Annotated in this window: 18 protein-coding genes; 6 read left to right on the forward strand and 12 right to left on the reverse strand. The window is 65.5% G+C overall.

Going from position 1 to position 16,545, the window contains the following annotated elements:
• Positions 1–11: 11 nt before the first annotated feature.
• From OSH05_RS06180 to OSH05_RS06195, 4 genes are all read right to left on the reverse strand, one after another.
• Positions 12–884 carry a carbohydrate ABC transporter permease gene (locus tag OSH05_RS06180; RefSeq protein WP_104217077.1) on the reverse strand — a complete coding sequence of 291 codons (873 nt, stop codon included), beginning with the start codon at positions 882–884 and terminating at the stop codon, positions 12–14.
• Positions 885–1,027: 143 nt separating this feature from the next.
• Complete coding sequence (locus tag OSH05_RS06185; RefSeq protein ID WP_104217076.1) at positions 1,028–2,302, reverse strand: ABC transporter substrate-binding protein; 1,275 nt, start codon at positions 2,300–2,302, stop codon at positions 1,028–1,030.
• Between the two features lie 245 nt (positions 2,303–2,547).
• The gene (locus tag OSH05_RS06190) at positions 2,548–3,504 is read right to left on the reverse strand and encodes a sugar-binding transcriptional regulator (RefSeq protein ID WP_104217075.1); all 957 of its coding nucleotides are present in this window, start codon (positions 3,502–3,504) and stop codon (positions 2,548–2,550) included.
• A complete protein-coding gene (locus OSH05_RS06195; protein ID WP_266352098.1) occupies positions 3,501–3,623 on the reverse strand; it encodes a hypothetical protein in 123 nt (40 codons plus the stop codon). The genes OSH05_RS06190 and OSH05_RS06195 overlap by 4 nt, the downstream gene beginning before the upstream one ends.
• Before the next feature lie 117 nt (positions 3,624–3,740).
• On the opposite strand from OSH05_RS06195, the gene OSH05_RS06200 reads away from it, so the two are divergent.
• Complete coding sequence (locus OSH05_RS06200; RefSeq protein ID WP_104217074.1) at positions 3,741–5,384, forward strand: FGGY-family carbohydrate kinase; 1,644 nt, start codon at positions 3,741–3,743, stop codon at positions 5,382–5,384.
• Here OSH05_RS06200 and OSH05_RS06205 read toward each other — a convergent pair.
• Both OSH05_RS06205 and soxR read right to left on the reverse strand, forming a co-directional pair.
• Positions 5,381–6,850 carry an MFS transporter gene (locus OSH05_RS06205; protein ID WP_104217073.1) on the reverse strand — a complete coding sequence of 490 codons (1,470 nt, stop codon included), beginning with the start codon at positions 6,848–6,850 and terminating at the stop codon, positions 5,381–5,383. The genes OSH05_RS06200 and OSH05_RS06205 overlap by 4 nt on opposite strands.
• Before the next feature lie 105 nt (positions 6,851–6,955).
• On the reverse strand, positions 6,956–7,429 hold the full coding sequence (gene soxR, locus OSH05_RS06210; protein ID WP_104217072.1) for a redox-sensitive transcriptional activator SoxR: 474 nt from the start codon (positions 7,427–7,429) through the stop codon (positions 6,956–6,958).
• 169 nt (positions 7,430–7,598) lie between these two features.
• Between soxR and OSH05_RS06215 the strand changes: the two genes are divergently transcribed.
• The 3 genes from OSH05_RS06215 (at position 7,599) to OSH05_RS06225 (ending at position 10,285) form a co-directional block, all read left to right on the forward strand.
• Positions 7,599–8,708, forward strand: a complete 1,110-nt coding sequence (locus tag OSH05_RS06215) for a lactonase family protein (protein WP_165801426.1) — start codon at positions 7,599–7,601, stop codon at positions 8,706–8,708.
• A 24-nt stretch (positions 8,709–8,732) separates the two neighbouring features.
• Positions 8,733–9,845, forward strand: a complete 1,113-nt coding sequence (locus tag OSH05_RS06220) for a hypothetical protein (protein ID WP_104217070.1) — start codon at positions 8,733–8,735, stop codon at positions 9,843–9,845.
• An 89-nt stretch (positions 9,846–9,934) separates the two neighbouring features.
• On the forward strand, positions 9,935–10,285 hold the full coding sequence (locus tag OSH05_RS06225) for a RidA family protein (RefSeq protein ID WP_104217069.1): 351 nt from the start codon (positions 9,935–9,937) through the stop codon (positions 10,283–10,285).
• A gap of 18 nt (positions 10,286–10,303) precedes the next feature.
• Here the strand turns inward: OSH05_RS06225 and OSH05_RS06230 are convergent, their stop codons facing one another.
• The 4 genes from OSH05_RS06230 to OSH05_RS06245 form a co-directional block, all read right to left on the reverse strand.
• A complete protein-coding gene (locus OSH05_RS06230) occupies positions 10,304–11,005 on the reverse strand; it encodes a VIT1/CCC1 transporter family protein (protein WP_104217068.1) in 702 nt (233 codons plus the stop codon).
• A gap of 133 nt (positions 11,006–11,138) precedes the next feature.
• Positions 11,139–11,714, reverse strand: coding sequence for a cytochrome b/b6 domain-containing protein (locus OSH05_RS06235; RefSeq protein ID WP_104217067.1), 576 nt, complete (start codon positions 11,712–11,714; stop codon positions 11,139–11,141).
• A gap of 8 nt (positions 11,715–11,722) precedes the next feature.
• A complete protein-coding gene (locus OSH05_RS06240) occupies positions 11,723–11,992 on the reverse strand; it encodes a PepSY domain-containing protein (RefSeq protein WP_104217066.1) in 270 nt (89 codons plus the stop codon).
• Between the two features lie 97 nt (positions 11,993–12,089).
• Positions 12,090–12,716 carry a LysE family translocator gene (locus tag OSH05_RS06245; protein ID WP_104217065.1) on the reverse strand — a complete coding sequence of 209 codons (627 nt, stop codon included), beginning with the start codon at positions 12,714–12,716 and terminating at the stop codon, positions 12,090–12,092.
• Between the two features lie 184 nt (positions 12,717–12,900).
• Between OSH05_RS06245 and OSH05_RS06250 the strand changes: the two genes are divergently transcribed.
• On the forward strand, positions 12,901–13,485 hold the full coding sequence (locus OSH05_RS06250; RefSeq protein WP_104217064.1) for an amino acid synthesis family protein: 585 nt from the start codon (positions 12,901–12,903) through the stop codon (positions 13,483–13,485).
• The gene (locus OSH05_RS06255) at positions 13,482–14,066 is read left to right on the forward strand and encodes an amino acid synthesis family protein (protein ID WP_104217063.1); all 585 of its coding nucleotides are present in this window, start codon (positions 13,482–13,484) and stop codon (positions 14,064–14,066) included. The genes OSH05_RS06250 and OSH05_RS06255 overlap by 4 nt, the downstream gene beginning before the upstream one ends.
• On the opposite strand, the gene OSH05_RS06260 is transcribed toward OSH05_RS06255, so the two are convergent.
• The gene (locus OSH05_RS06260) at positions 14,067–15,233 is read right to left on the reverse strand and encodes a glycosyltransferase family 87 protein (RefSeq protein WP_133163034.1); all 1,167 of its coding nucleotides are present in this window, start codon (positions 15,231–15,233) and stop codon (positions 14,067–14,069) included.
• Positions 15,234–15,319: 86 nt separating this feature from the next.
• Positions 15,320–16,513: an amidohydrolase family protein gene (locus OSH05_RS06265; protein ID WP_104217061.1), complete on the reverse strand. Its 1,194-nt coding sequence runs from the start codon at positions 16,511–16,513 to the stop codon at positions 15,320–15,322.
• Between the last annotated feature and the right edge of the window lie 32 nt (positions 16,514–16,545).

Consider the following 16,545-nt stretch of genomic DNA (forward strand, 5'->3'; position numbering starts at 1 on the left):
GTTTTCTCTCCTCACGCGTCGAGATTTTTGCCGACAATGCGGACGAGGAAGAAGGCGACGATGTTGGCCAGGATGACGGCCACCACGCCGCCTGCGGAAGCGCCGCCAACGTCGTAGTCGAGAAGGGCCTGGTGATAGATCAGGTAGGCGATGTTGGTGGATGCGTAGCCCGGTCCGCCGCTGGTGGTCACCAGGATCTCGGCAAAGACGGAGAGCAGGAAGATCGTCTCGATCAGGATGACGACCGTGATCGCCCGCGCCAGATGCGGCAGCGTGATGAAGGCGAAAAGGCTGAGGAACCCGGCGCCGTCCATGCCGGCCGCCTCCTTCTGCTCCTCGTCGAGCGATTGCAGCGCCGTCAGCAGGATCAGCGTCGCAAAGGGCAGCCATTGCCAGGCGACGATCAGGATGATCGAGAAAAGCGGATAGTCCTGCAACCAAGCGATCGGCGCGATGCCGAAACGGGTCGCGATCCAGGCGAAGATGCCGTAGTTCGGATCCATCAGCATGTTCTTCCACACCAGGGCGGCGACGGTCGGCATGATGAAGAACGGCGAGATCACGAGGATGCGGACAATGCCCTGCCCGTAGATGAACTGATCGAGCAGGAGGGCCAGCAGGATACCCCCGACGACGGTGATCGCCAGGACGGAAAGCGTCAGGATCAGCGTATTGGCGAAGGCCTGGAAGAACGCTGGATCGGTGAGGAAGTACTTGTAGTTCGTCAGGCCCGCGAACCCGTTAGTGGCCGGGTTCAGGAGATTGTAGGTCTGGAACGAATACCAGAGTGTCAGTACCAGGGGGACGATCATCCAGATGAACAGGATGACCACCGAAGGCGTGAGCATGGCACGCGCCAGCTTGCGGGTGTTCACAGTAGCCATTCTTGCCTCCCCGGCCTGCCGTCACCTGTCGGACACGCGGCTCCGCGGTCCGCTTCGTCCTGGTGCAGAAATCGGCGCGTCTTCGCGTATCCGTTAAAAAGTTGCCCGGGACCGGAGTCCCGGGCAGTCGCGGTCTTGGGGAGCTACTTGATGTAACCAGCCTTGGTCATCGTGCGGGTGGTGACATCCTGCGCCTGCTTCAGCGCGTCATCGACGCTGGACTGGCCGGCAAGCGCCGCCGAGAACAGCTGGCCCACCGTGTCGCCTAGCCCCTGGAACTCGGGGATGGCGACGAACTGCACGCCGGTATAGGGGACCGGCTTGACGGTCGGATGGGTCGGGTCGGCAGCGTTGATCGAGGCGAGGGTCATCGCAGCGAATGGCGCGGCGCTGGTATAGGCCGGGTTGTTGTAGAGTGACGTCCGCGTTCCGGGGGGAACGTTGGCCCAGCCATCTTTGCTCGCGACGAGATCGAGATAGCCGGGGCCGGTTGCCCAGGCGATGAACTTCTCGGCCGCATCGACCTTCTTCGAGCCCGCGGGAACCGCAAGCGACCACGCCCACAACCAGTTGCCGCGCTTGCCAAGGCCCGTGTCGGGGGCGAGGGCGAAGCCGACCTTGTCGGAGACCGTCGAGGCCTTCGGGTCGGTCACGAACGAACCGGCGACCGTGGCATCGATCCACATGCCGCACTTGCCCTGCTGGAACAGCGTCAGGTTCTCGTTGAAGCCGTTCGACGAGGCGCCGGACGGGCCATCCGCCTTCATCAGGTCAACGTAGAACTGGAGCGTGTTCTTCCATTCGGGCTGGTCGAACTGGGGCTGCCATTTCTCGTCGAACCATCGCGCGCCGAAGGAGTTCGACATGGCGGTCAGGAAGGCCATGTTCTCGCCCCAGCCTGCCTTGCCGCGCAGGCATACGCCGTTGATGCCGTTTGCACGGTCGGTCATCTTGTCGGCGGCCTGGCGGATGAAATCCCAGGTCGGCGCGTCGGGCATCGTCAGCCCGGCTTTTTCCATCAGGTCCTTGCGGTACATGACGTAGCTCGACTCGCCATAGAAGGGCGATGCGTAGAGCTTGCCGTCCGCCGAAAGGCCGCCGCGAATCGCCGGCAGCAGATCGTCGACCTTGTAGTCGGCGCCGAGATTGTCGAGCGGATTGAGCCAGCCGTTCTTCGCCCAGATCGGAACCTCATAGGTGCCGATCGTCAGAACGTCGTACTGGCCGCCCTTGGTGGCGATGTCGGTCGTCACCTTCTGACGCAGGACATTTTCCTCAAGCGTCACCCATTGCAGATCGATGTCGGGGTTCTTGGCCTTGAAGTCGTCCGTAAGCTTCTGCATGCGGACCATATCGCCATTGTTCACGGTGGCGATGGTCAGCGTCTCCGCCGCCTGCAGCTGACCGACGGCCAGCATCGATGCTGCGCCCAGGAGGGCGCCCCATAGAATCCTCATCTGATCCTCCCTGATGTGCCTTGAGCATTTGCTATAGCACTGATCATATGCTCATCGCAGGCGAGTCAAACTGTCAATGGCAATTCGTTTCCGCATAGCAGCGGAGATTTCCCGGCGAATGAACCGAGAATTGACGCAACATTGCTATTTGACTGAGCATTTGCTCGTTTTCGCAATGCAGCAATGGGCTGCAAGTTGATGCCGCTTCAGCCGATATCGAGCAGCATTTTCGCGGTCGCCTCGTCTGTGACGAGGCCGTTTATCAGGCGTCCGCGCAGCGCCCCGTGGATCGGCAGCGCCTTGCTCAATCCCATGGCGACGCCGACGACAAGCCCGGCGGCGGGGACGATTCGCGGGACGGAGGTCAGCCTCTCATTGGTGCCGCCTTCGAGAATGGAACCGCCGGCATCGAAGGCCCAGCCGGTCATCTCGCCGACCGCGCCGAGCCGCCGCATCTCCGCCAGTTCCGAGACCGAGATGAACCCGTCTATGTGGAGCGGCGCATCAATATCCATCCGCCCGATGCCGACCAGCGTGACATCCGCCGCGGAAGCCAGTTCGCGGAGCCGCCGCACCGGCTCGAGGCCGATCAACTGGTCGCGTTCGCTGCGCGACGGCACGACGACCGGAAGCGGCATCGGATAATGCGGCGCTCGCACGAGATCGGAGAGGCGCGCCAGAACGTCGAAGAAGCTCGCCGAACCCTCCATCGAGATGTGCCCCACCAGCGAGACGAGGCGGTGATGCTGGCAGTTCATGCGCGGGATCTGCTCGACGGCGGCGCGGAGCGTCCGGCCGGTGCCGATCCCCACGACGATCGGCTCGGCGCGGCGAAGTTGCTGTTCCAGAAAGGCAGCCGCCGCCTCGGCGATGCCGACGACGGAGCTGTCCGACCCCGGATCGGTCGGGACGATCTGGCAATGGGCAAGGCCGTGGCGCTCGGTAAGGCGTGCGGCGAGTTCCATGCAGGCGGCGATCGGGTGATCGAGGCGAAAGGTGATGAGCCGTTCCGAGATCGCTAACGAGACAAGGCGCTGAGCGGTCGGCCGCGAGACGTTCAGCTTGCGCGCGATCTCATCCTGCGTGTTGCCAGCGATGAAATAGAGCCAGCCGGCTCTCGCCGCATCGTCGAGGCGCGATCGTTCCGCGTCGCTGGCACTCATTCCGTCAAGGCTCCCACCGGCTCCGCATCGAACTCGGCCAGGCTGTCGATGATTCGATGCGTCCCGGCGGCGCCCAGAATGGCGCGCCCGTCGCGGCCGGAATAGTGGCTGCCCTTCAAGCAGCGTCCAAATACCATAAGATCATTCATTCAAGACAAGAGCAAATATTCGCGGCTTGACAGCCGAGGCTGGGAACGCTCCGTTGGGCACAAAGCAACAAAGGGAGGTACGCCGTCATGGCCTTTTTCATCGGCATCGATGTCGGCACGGGAAGCGCGCGAGCCGGCGTGTTCGATGACGAGGGCCGCCTGATCGCCTCGGCCAAGCGGGCGATCGAGATCTGGCATGCGCCCGGCGAGATCGTGGAGCAATCCTCGCGCGACATCTGGCAGGCGGTGTGCGAATCGGTGCGTGAGGCCGTAGCGACATCCGCGATCGCGCCCGATGCGGTCGACGGCATCGGCATCGACGCGACCTGTTCGCTGGTCGCCATCGGTGCCGATGGCTCGCCTGTTGCCGTCGGGCCCTCCGGCGACCCCGACCGCAACATCATCGTCTGGATGGACCACCGCGCGATCGATCAGACGCGGCGGATCAATGCGACCGGCCACCGCGTGCTTTCCTATGTCGGCGGCGTCATATCGCCGGAAATGGAAACACCGAAGCTGCTCTGGCTCGCCGAGGCGATGCCCGAGAGCTTTCGCGCCGCGGCGCATTTCTTCGACCTCGCCGACTGGCTGACCTTCCGCACGACCGGCAGCCTTACGCGTTCGACCTGCACGCTCACCTGCAAATGGACCTATCTCGCGCATGAACGGCGCTTCGACGAAGGATTCTTCCGCGAGATCGGCCTTGGCGTTCTCGCCGACGAGGGATTCGTCCGGATCGGCACCGAGGTGGTGGAGCCTGGCACGCCGCTTGGCGCCGGACTGACCGTGGAAGCTGCGGCCGAACTCGGCCTGCGACCGGGCATCGCCGTTGCCGCGGCGCTGATCGATGCCCATGCCGGCGGGCTCGGCTCGGTTGGCGGGCGCGATGTCGGCGGCGCCGCCACCGACGCCTCGCGCCAGATGGCCTATATCTTTGGTACCTCGGCCTGCGCCATGGCGACGACGGCGGAGCCCGAATTCGTCCCCGGGGTCTGGGGTCCCTATTTCTCCGCGATGCTGCCCGGCCTTTGGCTGAACGAGGGCGGCCAATCGGCGGCGGGGGCGGCGATCGATCATCTCGTCACGTTGCATCCAGCGACCCCGGCGGCACGAAAAGAGGCCGCGGAGGAAGGGCTGTCGCTCTTCGCCTATCTCGAGGAGCGGATCGCCAGACTGGCCGACCGGATGGAAGAAACCGTGCGGCTCGCCGCGCATATCCAGGTCGTGCCCGAGTTCCTCGGCAACCGGTCGCCCAAGGCCGAGCCGGATGCGCGCGCGACGATCGCCGGCCTCGACCTGTCGGAGGATATCGACAGCCTGGCGCGGCTCTATCTCGCCGGTCTTTGCGGCCTCTCCTATGGCGCGCGCCAGATCGTCGAGGCCCTGTCGATCCAGGGAATAGACATTGAGACCATCGTGCTTTCCGGCGGCGCCGGACAAAGCCCCTTGGTCCGCCAGACGCTCGCCGATGCGACGGGCCTTACGATCGCCGTGCCGGAGACGCCGGAGCCAGTGCTGCTTGGAGCCGCCATCCTCGGCGCGATGGCGGCCGGGCGCTTCGCCACCACCGTCGACGCGATCGAGGCTATGTCGCGGCTCGGCCTCGAATATCGCCCGGCCGGCAGCCTGTCGCGCCGGCTGCACGACGCGAAATACGAGATCTTCCTATCGCTCCAGAACGAAGACCGCCGCGCGCGCGCGGCGATCCGCGCGGCGCTGGCAGGGACCTAGGACCGGGAGCCGGCGAGGCGCAGCAGCGGGCGGGCCAGCGCGAGGCTCGCCAGCGGCGCGAGCGCGAACAGGGCAAAGATCCAGAACGCCGCCTTCGATGCGCCCGCGACCCCGCCGGGATCGGCGACGCCGGCGACATTGGCGATCATGCCGGCAAGCGCCGCGCCGAGCGCTGCCGCGAACAGCTGGACCGTCGTCATGCCGCCGGAGGCGAGATCCTGCTCGTCCGCCGGCGCATGGCGATAGACCATGGTGACGAGGCCCGGCCAGGTCAGGCCGATGCCGAAGCCCACCAGGATCAGCCCGAGACAGATCGGCGCGAGTAGCATCCATGTGCCGTCGCCATGGATCGGCATCACGAAAGCGAGCAGAACCAGGCCGGCCAGCACGATCGGCGGCCCGACGATCAGCAGCCGATCGCCGCCGCGTCCGCTGAAGCGCGGGCTCAGAAGCGATGCGGTCGACCAGCCCACCGCGACGAGAGCCGAGACATAGCCCGCCCAGAGCGGCGACTGGCCATGCAGCGTCTGGACGAGATAGGGCACGAAGATCTCGGGCTGCACGCCGGTCATCAGCAGCGCGATCATCAGATAGACGAGGCCGAGCGGCGCGCCGCGGCTGAACGAGCCGCGCGGCAGCAGCCGGGCTCCGCCCCTTCGCTCGATCACCACGATCAGCGCGATCAACGCCACCGCCGCGCCGAGGCCGGCGAGGTTCCAGAGAAGCGCGGGCGAGAGCGAGCCGGCCGAAATGATCAGGACGGCCGCCGTCAGCAGCAGGATCTGCGCATAGGCGATCGGCGCGCCCTCCTCCTTGCCGGGGCTGCTGCGCGGCAGGCTGACGAAGGCGATCGCTGCGAAGATGGCGATAACGGGAAGCAGCGACCAGAACGCCGCCCGCCAGGCGCCGAACTCGGCGAAGATGCCGCCGATGGCCGGACCGATCAGCGTGGCTATGCCGAACATCGCCCCGATCAGGCCGACCGCCCGCGCCCAGAGCGCCGGTGGAAACACGAGCCGCGTCACGGCATAGGCGAGCGCATAGAGAAAGCCGCCGCCAAAGCCCTGGATGCTGCGGCCGAGGAGCATCACGGCCATGTCATTGGCGAGCGACGCGACGATGGTACCGGCAGCGAAGATCAGCAGCGAGACACAATAGGCGCCGCGCGGACCGAGCGCCTTCAGGAGCTTCGCCGTCAACGTCGCCGCCAGGATCGACGTCACGACGAAAAGCGTCGTTGCCCAGGCATAGAAGTCGAGCCCACCAATATCGGCGACCACCGAGGGCATGACCGTGGTCGCGACATACATGTTGCAGGCATGCAGCACGACGCCGCCGGCGAGCGCCGCCGAATAGACGCCGTTGCGGCCGGAGAAGAGCTGCCCCCAGCGACCGTCTTCATGGCCGGGATGATCCGTGTCGCCCTTCGCCGGGGCATGGGTCGTGCTGGGGGAATCGCTCTGCATGTCAGTCCTCGCTTGGGCCGCAGCTATGGCCAGACCGACAGCTCCGTACAACCTCAAGCATGGTTCAGGTCAAGTGCATTCGGGGGGCTCGAACGGAATTCACCCTCAGCGCGGCCCCGGAACCAGACGGCGCGGCCCCGGACCGCTCTTGCCAAGTTGATCCTCGGCATTGCGCAGCGGGCAATCCTCCAGCGACAGGCAGCCGCAGCCGATGCAGCTCGTGATCTGGTCCCTGAGCTGCAGCAGGGCCACGATGCGCCCGTCGAGCAGGTCGCGCCAGGACCTCGCGAAGCGATTCCAGTCGGCCGAGCCGGGTACGCGATCATGCGGCAGACCGTCCAGCGCCTCGCGCACAGTCGCAAGCGAGATGCCGGCGCTCTGGGCGATGCGGATGATGGCGATGCGGCGGAGGACCGAGCGGTGATAGCGGCGCTGATTGCCGCCCGTGCGCCAGCTCTCGATGAGCCCCTTGGTCTCGTAGAAATGCACGGTGGACACGGCGACGCCGCTGCGCCGCGCGACCTCCCCAACCGTCAGCGCCGCGCCACGGGGTCCATGCTCGTCGTCAAGCTCAACCATTATGGATGTCTATCTTGCCGGCCCAGAAGGGGCAATTGCTCCCCCCAGACCCCTACTGCCCCCCGACGATAGACGCCTGCCCGGTTCCCATTCGCGCGCCAAGGCTCTACCAATGGATGGACCGACGTCCGATCACCCGACACCCTTCCGAAGCCTGCTTGAGGACTCAATGCCTGCCAAGACCTATGCCTTCGTCGGAACGCTGAATCGCGCCATGCCGGATTTTCCGCCGGCGCATGGCGACGGCATCGCCACCTTCCGCTTCGACGAGGACAGCGGGCGCATGACGCTCGCCAGCACCTATGCGGGCATCGACAATCCCAGCTTCCTCGCCGTCGACGCCTCGGGCCGGCATCTCTATGCCTCGACCGAATGGGCCGGCCGCAATGAGGGCGTCGTCACCGCCTTCGACATCGATCCCGAGACCGGCGCTCTCGACTACATCAATCTGCGTCCGACGCTTGGCAGCGTCGCCTGCCATGTATCGCTCGACCACACCGGTGCATTCCTGTTCGTTTCCAATTTCACCATCGCCCCGGAAGGCTCGCGGCCGGGCAAGGCGGTGGCCGCCTATCGGGTCCGCGAGGATGGCGGCATCTCGCCGCCCATCGCCGGCGTCGCGCATGAAGGCGCGGAGGCGATCCTGCCGGTCTCGGTGCGCTCGCATGCGCATCTCGCCGTGCCAAGCCCGGACAACCGCCATCTGCTCGTCGCCGATCTCGGCCTCGACCGGGTCATGGTCTACTGCCTGCCGCCGGTGGAAGGCCAGCTGAAGCTCGCCGCCTCGCCCTTTGCCGAGCTTCCCGCCGGCAGCGGCCCACGCCACCTGCTCTTCAACGGCAAGGGCGATATCGTCTATCTCATCAACGAACTCGGCAGCACCATGGCGACGTTCGCCTATGATGCCGAGACGGGTGGGCTTTCGCTCCTGCAGATCCTCTCAACCCTGCCGGAGGAATTTTCCGGCACCAATTATTGCGCCGAACTGGTGCTCTCGCCTGATGGCCGCTTCCTCTACGGCACCAATCGCGGCCATGACAGCATCGTGCGCTTCGCGGTCCAGGCGGACGGCACGCTGGGGCTCCCCGACTGGACGCCGACCGGCGGGCATTGGCCGCGCAATCTGACCTTCGATCCGTCGGGCAAATTCCTGCTGGTTGCCAACCAGCATGGCGACAACATCGTGATCTTCCGCCAGCAGGCGCTGACGGGCGCGCTGTTCCAGACGGACGAAATCCATCATGGCACGCCGATGCGGATCGTCTTCGCGCGGCTCTGAAACAACAAAATTGGGGGAGATGACATGGCTACAGAGATTTTCCATACGATCGAGGCGAAGGGCATCCGCGCCACGCTCGACCTGCGTGTCGGCCATATCCGCCGCCTCGTCGTCGAGCGGGACGGCAAGAGCCTGGAGCCGCTGAATTCGGCGCCTTGGGTCGACGATGCCGCCATCATCGAAGACGAGACGCTGCTGCCCAATCTGCGCTTCCTCTCCGGCGATTTCTTCTGCGCGCCGTTCTCGACTTCGGATGTCGTCGAAGCACCGCCCCATGGCTGGCCCGCCAATTCGCGCTGGCGCGTTCTCACGGTCGAGGCGCACCCGGAAGGCGGCACGATCGCCCGCTACGAGCTGGAGCGTGATGTTCTCGGCGCCCGGCTGATCAAAGAATTCACGCTCCGCGACGGCCACCCCTTCCTGTATGAACGCCATGTCTTCATCGGCGGGTCGGGCGCCGTGCCGGTCGCCAACCACGCCATGGTCCGCCTCCCTACCGGCGGCACGCTGTCCTTCTCGGAAAAGCGCTTCGCCTTCACGCCCGAGACGCCGCTGGAACCCGATCCGGCGATGGGCCGCTACGCCCTGGCCTATCCTTCGCGCTTCGATGACCTTTCCGCCGCGCCCTTGAAGGATGGCGGCACGGCAAACCTGACGGCCTATCCCTTCGCCCAGCGGCACGAGGATTTCGTCGCGCTGGTCGAGGCGGCCGCGGAAGGGCTCGGCTGGGCAGCGGCCGCTCGCACTGACCAGGGCGACCTCTTCGTCAGCCTCCGGAACGTCGCCGAACTGCCGCTGACCATGCTGTGGCTCTCGAATGGCGGCCGCGACTACGTGCCATGGAACGGGCGCCATGTCGGCGTGCTCGGGATCGAGGAGGGCCGCACCTATGCCGGCTATGGCCACAGGGCCTCGACCCATCCAAACCCGCTGACGGAGGCCGGCGTTCCGACCGCGCTGGTGCTCGACCCTGACGGCGAGGTATCCGTCGGCAACGTCATCGGTGCGGTGCCACTTCCCGAAGGTTGGGGCAAGGTCGCCCGCGTTTCCGCCAATGGCGGCCTGTTGACGATCGAGGGCGAAGGCGGCGGACGGATCGAGTTTCCCTTCGACGCGGACTTCCTCGGCACCGCCTGAGCCGTCCCACCCTTGACCGGGGCGCGGCGGTCGTCGATAGGACGACCGTCCGGCTCCGTTGCCGTCCACGAAATTCAAGGTATTCCAGCATGACGACGATCACGCGATACGAAAGCGGCCCGCGCATGAGCCAGGCCGTGGTTCATGGCGACACGATCTATCTCGCCGGCCAGGTCGGCCCGACGGGCGAGACCGTCGCCGAGCAGACCGCTTCCGCTCTGGCCGAAGTCGACCGCCTTCTCGCCCTCACCGGCTCGGACAAGTCGCGCCTGCTCTCGGCTACGATCTGGCTGGCCGACGTCAATGATTTCGCCGAGATGAATTCGGTCTGGGACCAGTGGGTCGACAAGACCAACCCGCCGGCTCGCGCCACGGGCGAGGCCAAGCTTGCCGCGCCGAAATACAAGGTCGAGATCATCATCACCGCTGCCAAGGCGTGATGCGATCGGGACGGCGACTTAGACGACCGTCCCGAACACGGCGCCGATGCCGGCGGTAATCGCCATGGCCAGCGCGCCCCAGAAGGTCACCCGCACGGTGGCCTTCACGACATTCGCTCCCCCGGCCTTCGCGCCGATGGCACCCAGCAATGCCAGGAAGGCGAGCGAGGCGATCGATACCGCCGGTACGACATAGGCCTGGGGCGCCAGAAGCGCCATGGCAAGGGGCATGGCCGCACCGATCGAAAAGGTCGCGGCCGACGTCAGCGCTGCCTGGATGGGGCGGGCCGTCGTGATTTCCGAAATGCCCAGTTCGTCGCGGGCATGAGCGCCGAGCGCATCCTTCGCCATCAGCTGGATCGCAACCTCCCGCGCCAGCGCGGGATCGAGACCTCTCGCTTCGTAGATTCCAGCTAGTTCCTGCCGTTCAGCCTCGATATCCGTGGCGAGTTCCTTCTTCTCGCGGGCTAGATCGGCGTTCTCCGTGTCGGACTGACTGCTCACGGACACATATTCGCCGGCGGCCATCGACATGGCTCCTGCCACAAGCCCGGCAATGCCGGTGAGCGCGATTTCGCCGGAACTGGTCGCGGCAGCAGCGACGCCGACAATGAGGCTCGATGTCGACACGATGCCATCATTGGCCCCGAGCACGGCCGCCCGCAGCCAGCCGATACGCTGCACAAGGTGGTTCTCGCGATGAGAGAGAGCGCGTGGCACGGGAGACTCCTTGAACGTGACGATCAGGTCATCGTCAACCTTAGCCGGATCAGGTGCGAGATCGATGACATGGATCAGCTACCCGCGCTCGACCCCATCGCCCCAGCTTGAACCGGCGCGACGGGGAGATGACTCATTCGGCGCGCTTGCGGCCCGTTACCATGGAAAGCACCAGATTTTCGCGATGGCGCCAGCTCTCGACGATCGCCGCACCGGCATGCACAAGGGCAAGAACCAGGATACCGTTGGCGAGCGCGCCATGCAGTTCCTCGAGCCATTCCTCGCCCCAGAAGGCGTCGAGGCCCATCATCCAGCCGGTCAGGCATAAGCTCGCCAGCAGGCTCATGAGAAGCAGCATCATAACAGCGCCCGCCGGATTGTGACCGACATGGCGTGGCTCGCGTCCTCGCCTCAAATCCCGGAGATAGGGGATCAGACGCCGCGGGGTTGGAAAGAAATCGGCGAAGCGGGCGTGCCGGGGGCCGGCGAAGCCCCACAGGAAGCGCAAGGTCAGTGCAATCGCGACGACATAGCCGACGAAGCGGTGTGCCGTCTCGCCTGCTTCCAGGATGAACAGGTTCAGAATGCAGGCCGTGACGATAGTCCAGTGGAACAGGCGCACGACCGGGTCCCAGACGGGAATCGTGCCCGCCCCTTTCGGGACGGGCACGATATCGGCAGAGGACGAGTGGGGCTCGTTTATCCTCATTGCCGATCTCATTCCTTGACGATCGAACCGTCGACCGGATTGAAATAGACTTCGGCTTTCTTGTTGTTCTTGTCGTAGCCGTAAATCTCGTAGCAAGATCCCGTGACCTTGAAGGTCTTGATCTTCTGATAGCCAAGCTCGGCGATCTTCGCCTTCATTGCTTCCTGGCTCATCCAGGCAGACTGGGGCTCTTTTGTGCAGGCCGGGTCCGCCATGGCAGTTCCGGCCGCGAAGACCAGCGAAGTACCCGCGAGGGCGAGAAGAAGAGCAGCGCGCATCCATAGCTCCGATTGTCATCACTGCCGCCGGTTGGCGACGAGCGCAATCTGCACAGGAGAGCTGTCAATTCGCTGTCAGTCGGGAAGCCGCAACGGCTCAACGCGCGTCGAGGAGAAGCCTGATACCCAGGAGACCGATCACAACGCCGGCCGTCCGGTCGATGATCGTGCGGGCGCGCAGATACAGCGCGCGGGGCCGGGCCGAGGAAAACGCGAGGGCGACAAGCGCGTACCAGGCCGTCTCCTGCACGAAGATGAGCGCCGGCAGCACGATCCCGAGCCAGAGCGGATAGTCCGCCGGAAGCAGCGCCGCGAAGACGGCGCCGAAGACCGCGACGATCTTTGGATTGCTGAACTGCGTCAGGAGACCGAGCGAGAAGGAGCGCAGCGGCGCCGACCGAACCGCCACGCCGCTATCGACCGCCGCCATCGGCGCGGTTGCGCCGAGCCAGATGCGGACGCCGAGATAGACGAGATAAAGTCCGCCCGCGATCTTCAGGGCCCAATAGAGCCCCGCCGCCTCGTTCATCAAGGTGCGCAGGCCGAACAGCGCAAGCGCCCCGAAGGCCATGGCGCCAACACCCATGCCGACGGCCGCCGCGAGCCCATCAAGCCGAGAGCGGGCAACCGATGTGCGAACGACGAACACAAAGCTCGGCCCCGGACTGATCGCCCCGACGAGCAGGGCTCCGAGAATGGCAAAAAGAGAGGCGAGGGAAGACAAGGAGCGCCGTAGCCTGTTTCAGCGTGCTATTCGAGAACCATAAACGATCCCTAGCGCCCAACCAAGACGAATGAGCCCTGCCGCGAAGGACGCGTCTTGACAGTACGGCCTACTCGCCAGATTGTTGATGGTCTAACAAGTTTGCGTATTTTTCAGCGCTGTCTTCAGCCCATCAGGAAGTGTCATGGCCGAGATCGAGGTCAGGAAGTTCGTCACCATCGTCGAGGAAATCCTGCATGAAGGCGGGCCGCCCTCCGCCAACCCGCCGAAGCGGGCCGCGGTGGCGGCGGTGATCGCCAATCCCTTTGCCGGCGCCTATCATGAGGACATTGTCGGCCTCATGGAGGATCTGAAGCCTCTCGGCCTTGAGATGGCCAAGCGGCTGGTCGATGCGCTGGGCGGCGATCCCGCTATCGTCGAGGGATATGGCAAGGGCGCCATCGTGGGCGAGGCTGGCGAACTGGAGCACGGGGCGCTCTGGCATGTTCCCGGCGGCTATGCGATGCGCGAATTGCTGGGCGGCGCCAAGGCGATCGTCCCGTCTTCGAAGAAAGTCGGCGGCCTCGGCGCCAAGATCGACATCCCGATCAGCCATATCAATGCGTCCTATGTCCGCTCGCATTTCGACGCCTTCGAGATCGGCATCGGCGATGCGCCGCGCCGGGGCGAGATCGTGCTGGTCCTGGTGATGACGACCGGTCCCCGCGTCCATGCGCGCGTCGGCGGCCTCGCGGTCGCCGATATCAAGGCGGGAGACGGTCTCCGGTGAGCGCGAAAATCCGCAAGATCATCACGGTTCTCGAGGAGACCCTCATCGAGGGCGGCAAGGCGGTCACGCCGCCGACGCGCCGCGCCGCGGCAATCGCCGTCATCGAGAACCCCTTCGCCGGTCGCTATGTCGAGGATCTGGAGCCGATCTACGCGATCGGCGAGGAGCTTGGCGAACTGCTGGGCGCCCGAGCCATTGCCGCGCTCGGCATCCCCGGACCCGAGGTGGAGAGTTTCGGCAAGGCCGCCGCGGTTGGCGCCGAGGGCGAACTCGAACATGCCGCCGCCATCCTGCACCCCAAGCTCGGCGCGCCGCTGCGCCGCCTGCTGGGCAAGGGCGCCTCGCTCATCCCCTCTTCGAAGAAGCGAGCAGGTCCCGGCGCAACCTTCGACATCCCGCTTGGCCACAAGGATGCAGCCTATGTGCGCTCGCATTTCGACGGCATGGAAGTACGCGTCTCCGACGCACCGCGCGAAAACGAGATCGCCGTTGCCGTAGCCCTCACCGATTCCGGACGTCCGCATGCACGCGTCGGCGGATTGAAGAAGGAAGATGTAAAGGGCGAAGACGGGCTGAGATAATCAGCCTCTCCACTGGATCGGCGCCCGGGACACCTCTGCCGCATCGCCAGGCGCCCGGGCGAAGAGGAAGTAGCTGGCGATCGTTGCGACGCCGAGCGGAAAGGCGACGAAGCCCGCATAGAGCCGGACCTCGCCGCCGATTGCATGGTACTGATCGGTGCCGAAGGCGTAGCCCCATTGGAACAGGCCCAGGAACAGCACGAAGGGCCAGCAGAGTCGCGCAAGCCTGTCGGCCGAGATCGTACCGACAAGCGGCAGGGCCACCACGAGAAAGAGCCATGGCAGGAAGAACTGCGGATGGCCGACCTTGTAGACGAGCAGCACGGCGAGCAGCGCCAGTACCGAAGCATCCAACCACGCGATTCGTCGCCACCAGGTGATGGCGAGGCATAGAGCGGCTGTCGCCAGCACGAAGGCCGCATTGTGCCGGATCAGCCAGTCGAGCGAACCGGCGCCCCCGACGAGCGCGGGGGCCGACGCGAGAGCCGCGAGCACCGACAGCAACTTCGGTTCGCGCCCCGCTCCGAAACGGACCGCTGCGAGCCAGTCATCCCCAAACACTGCGCAAGCGGCGACAAGACCGATGGCGACCGTCGCCAGAGCCGCAATAGTCAGCCGGAAGCTGAAGCGTCGGCCGTCCAGCGCGAAGAACGGAATGAGCAGCAGCGGGTAGAACTTAAGGAGGACAGCCAGTCCCAGCATGGCGCCGGCCCATGCGAGGGCGCCGCTGAACCGGAGCAGCACCGCCGCCACGATCAATGCCGCGACGAGGCCGTCATTCAGGCCATAGATGACCGCCAGCGAGATCACCGCCACATTGGCGAGGATCACAATCGCATAGTGCAGCCAGGCGTCTGGCTGCGGCCGGATCGCCAGCAATCGGACCGCGAGCGCGGTATTGGCCGCCAGCATCGCCCCGACCATGAACAGCTTGGGCGCCAGCGTCCCAAGCGGCAGCAAGATGGCGAGGCTGGTATGGAGCGGTCCGTAGGCGTTGTCGGTGGACCAGGCATCGGCACCCGCCAGCACCAGCTGCCACTGCGCGAGGTAGTAAACATAGTCATGCTGGACGCCCGCCATGACTGCCAGCGCCGCCATGCCCAGCGTCCACAGACCGATGACCACCAGGACTACCACCCGCCCCTGCCGCCCGCTTGTCCCGTCCACTCCGGTCTCCCACCGATTCGAAGAGGAGTGTAGAGCGGCGGAGCTGCGGGCGGATACGGTCGGCGGCGCGGCGGAGCCGAGCTCGCCTACGAAATCTCGGCCATCGTCGCGGCGGGTGGCGTGTTGCGCGAGCGGCCGGTGCGGACGACGCCGTCGATTACCGTCATCGAGATTCCCGGCAGGTCGCCGAGGCGCACGCTTTCCAGCAGGGTGGCGCCGGCCGAGTGCTGCGGCTTGTCCATCAGGACGAAATCGGCCGAGCGGCCAATTTCGATCAGGCCGCAGTCGAGATCGCGCATGCGCGCCGTGTTGCCGGTCGCGAAACAGAAGGCGACCTCGGGCGCGATATTGCCCAACGAGGCCAGCAGCGAGATCGTCCGCAGGATGCCGAGCGGCTGAACGCCCGAACCCGCCGGAGAATCGGTTCCGAGGATGATGCGGTCGAGCTGGCCTAGTTCGCGCGCCGTATTCAAGGCAAGCAGCGCGGCGCGCAGATTGCCGTTGTGGACGATTTCGAGACCACGGCCACAGCTCTCGCACAGGCAAACGATCTGATCGTCCGGCAAGGCCGTGTGACCACCATTGATATGGCCGATCACGTCCGTGTCGGCGGCGAGCACGACGTCCTTGTCGATAAGGCCTGAGCCGGGGATCGAGGGGCCGCCGGTGTGGATAATCGACTGCATGCCATATTTACGGGCCCAGGCCACCATCTGGCGCGCCGTCTCGCCGTCCTTGACCGAGCCGAGGCCGACCTCGCCGAGCATCGTGACGCCGGACCGCGCCAGATCGGCGAAATCCTCCTCGACCATGCCCTTTTCGATCACCGGCGCACCGGCGTGCACCTTCACGCCGGATGGCCGGAACGCCGAGAACTGGCGCTGGGCTGAAATGGCGAGCGCTTTCAGGCCGATGATGTCGGTCGGGCGGCCGGGCGTGTGCACCTCGCCAGCCGAGATCATCGTGGTGACACCGCCATGCAGGCAGGAATCGATCCAGCCGATCTGGTTCTGACGTGGCGTCCAGTCGCCCGCGACCGGGTGGACATGGTTGTCGATCAGGCCAGGCGTGAGGCTCGAGCCTCTCGCGTCGATGCGCGTCGTCGCGCCCTCGGTGTCGATGTCCTTGGCCCGGCCGATGGCGGCGATCTTGCCATCGATGGCAACGATCGTGTCCGCATCCAGGATCGGATTGGCGAGGTCGCCCGAGAGGACGAGTCCGATATTCTCGATGACGAGTTTGGTCGGACCCTTAGCGTGGGTCGGGGCGTCGTGGCTCATGATTCGGTCCTTTCAGTCGGTGGCCGCCGGGG

The organism is Kaistia algarum, assembly GCF_026343945.1.
Taxonomy (GTDB): Bacteria; Pseudomonadota; Alphaproteobacteria; order Rhizobiales; family Kaistiaceae; genus Kaistia; species Kaistia algarum.

Bases quoted from the DNA above. Each gene is read 5' to 3' on its own strand.
- OSH05_RS06180 (WP_104217077.1), bottom strand. From the start codon at position 884: ATGGCTACTGTGAACACCCGCAAGCTGGCGCGTGCCATGCTCACGCCT.
- OSH05_RS06185 (WP_104217076.1), bottom strand. From the start codon at position 2,302: ATGCTGGCCGTCGGTCAGCTGCAGGCGGCGGAGACGCTGACCATCGCC.
- OSH05_RS06190 (WP_104217075.1), bottom strand. From the start codon at position 3,504: ATGAGTGCCAGCGACGCGGAACGATCGCGCCTCGACGATGCGGCGAGA.
- OSH05_RS06200 (WP_104217074.1), top strand. From the start codon at position 3,741: ATGGCCTTTTTCATCGGCATCGATGTCGGCACGGGAAGCGCGCGAGCC.
- OSH05_RS06205 (WP_104217073.1), bottom strand. From the start codon at position 6,850: ATGCAGAGCGATTCCCCCAGCACGACCCATGCCCCGGCGAAGGGCGAC.
- soxR (WP_104217072.1), bottom strand. From the start codon at position 7,429: ATGGTTGAGCTTGACGACGAGCATGGACCCCGTGGCGCGGCGCTGACG.
- OSH05_RS06215 (WP_165801426.1), top strand. From the start codon at position 7,599: ATGCCTGCCAAGACCTATGCCTTCGTCGGAACGCTGAATCGCGCCATG.
- OSH05_RS06220 (WP_104217070.1), top strand. From the start codon at position 8,733: ATGGCTACAGAGATTTTCCATACGATCGAGGCGAAGGGCATCCGCGCC.
- OSH05_RS06225 (WP_104217069.1), top strand. From the start codon at position 9,935: ATGACGACGATCACGCGATACGAAAGCGGCCCGCGCATGAGCCAGGCC.
- OSH05_RS06235 (WP_104217067.1), bottom strand. From the start codon at position 11,714: ATGAGGATAAACGAGCCCCACTCGTCCTCTGCCGATATCGTGCCCGTC.
- OSH05_RS06240 (WP_104217066.1), bottom strand. From the start codon at position 11,992: ATGCGCGCTGCTCTTCTTCTCGCCCTCGCGGGTACTTCGCTGGTCTTC.
- OSH05_RS06250 (WP_104217064.1), top strand. From the start codon at position 12,901: ATGGCCGAGATCGAGGTCAGGAAGTTCGTCACCATCGTCGAGGAAATC.
- OSH05_RS06265 (WP_104217061.1), bottom strand. From the start codon at position 16,513: ATGAGCCACGACGCCCCGACCCACGCTAAGGGTCCGACCAAACTCGTC.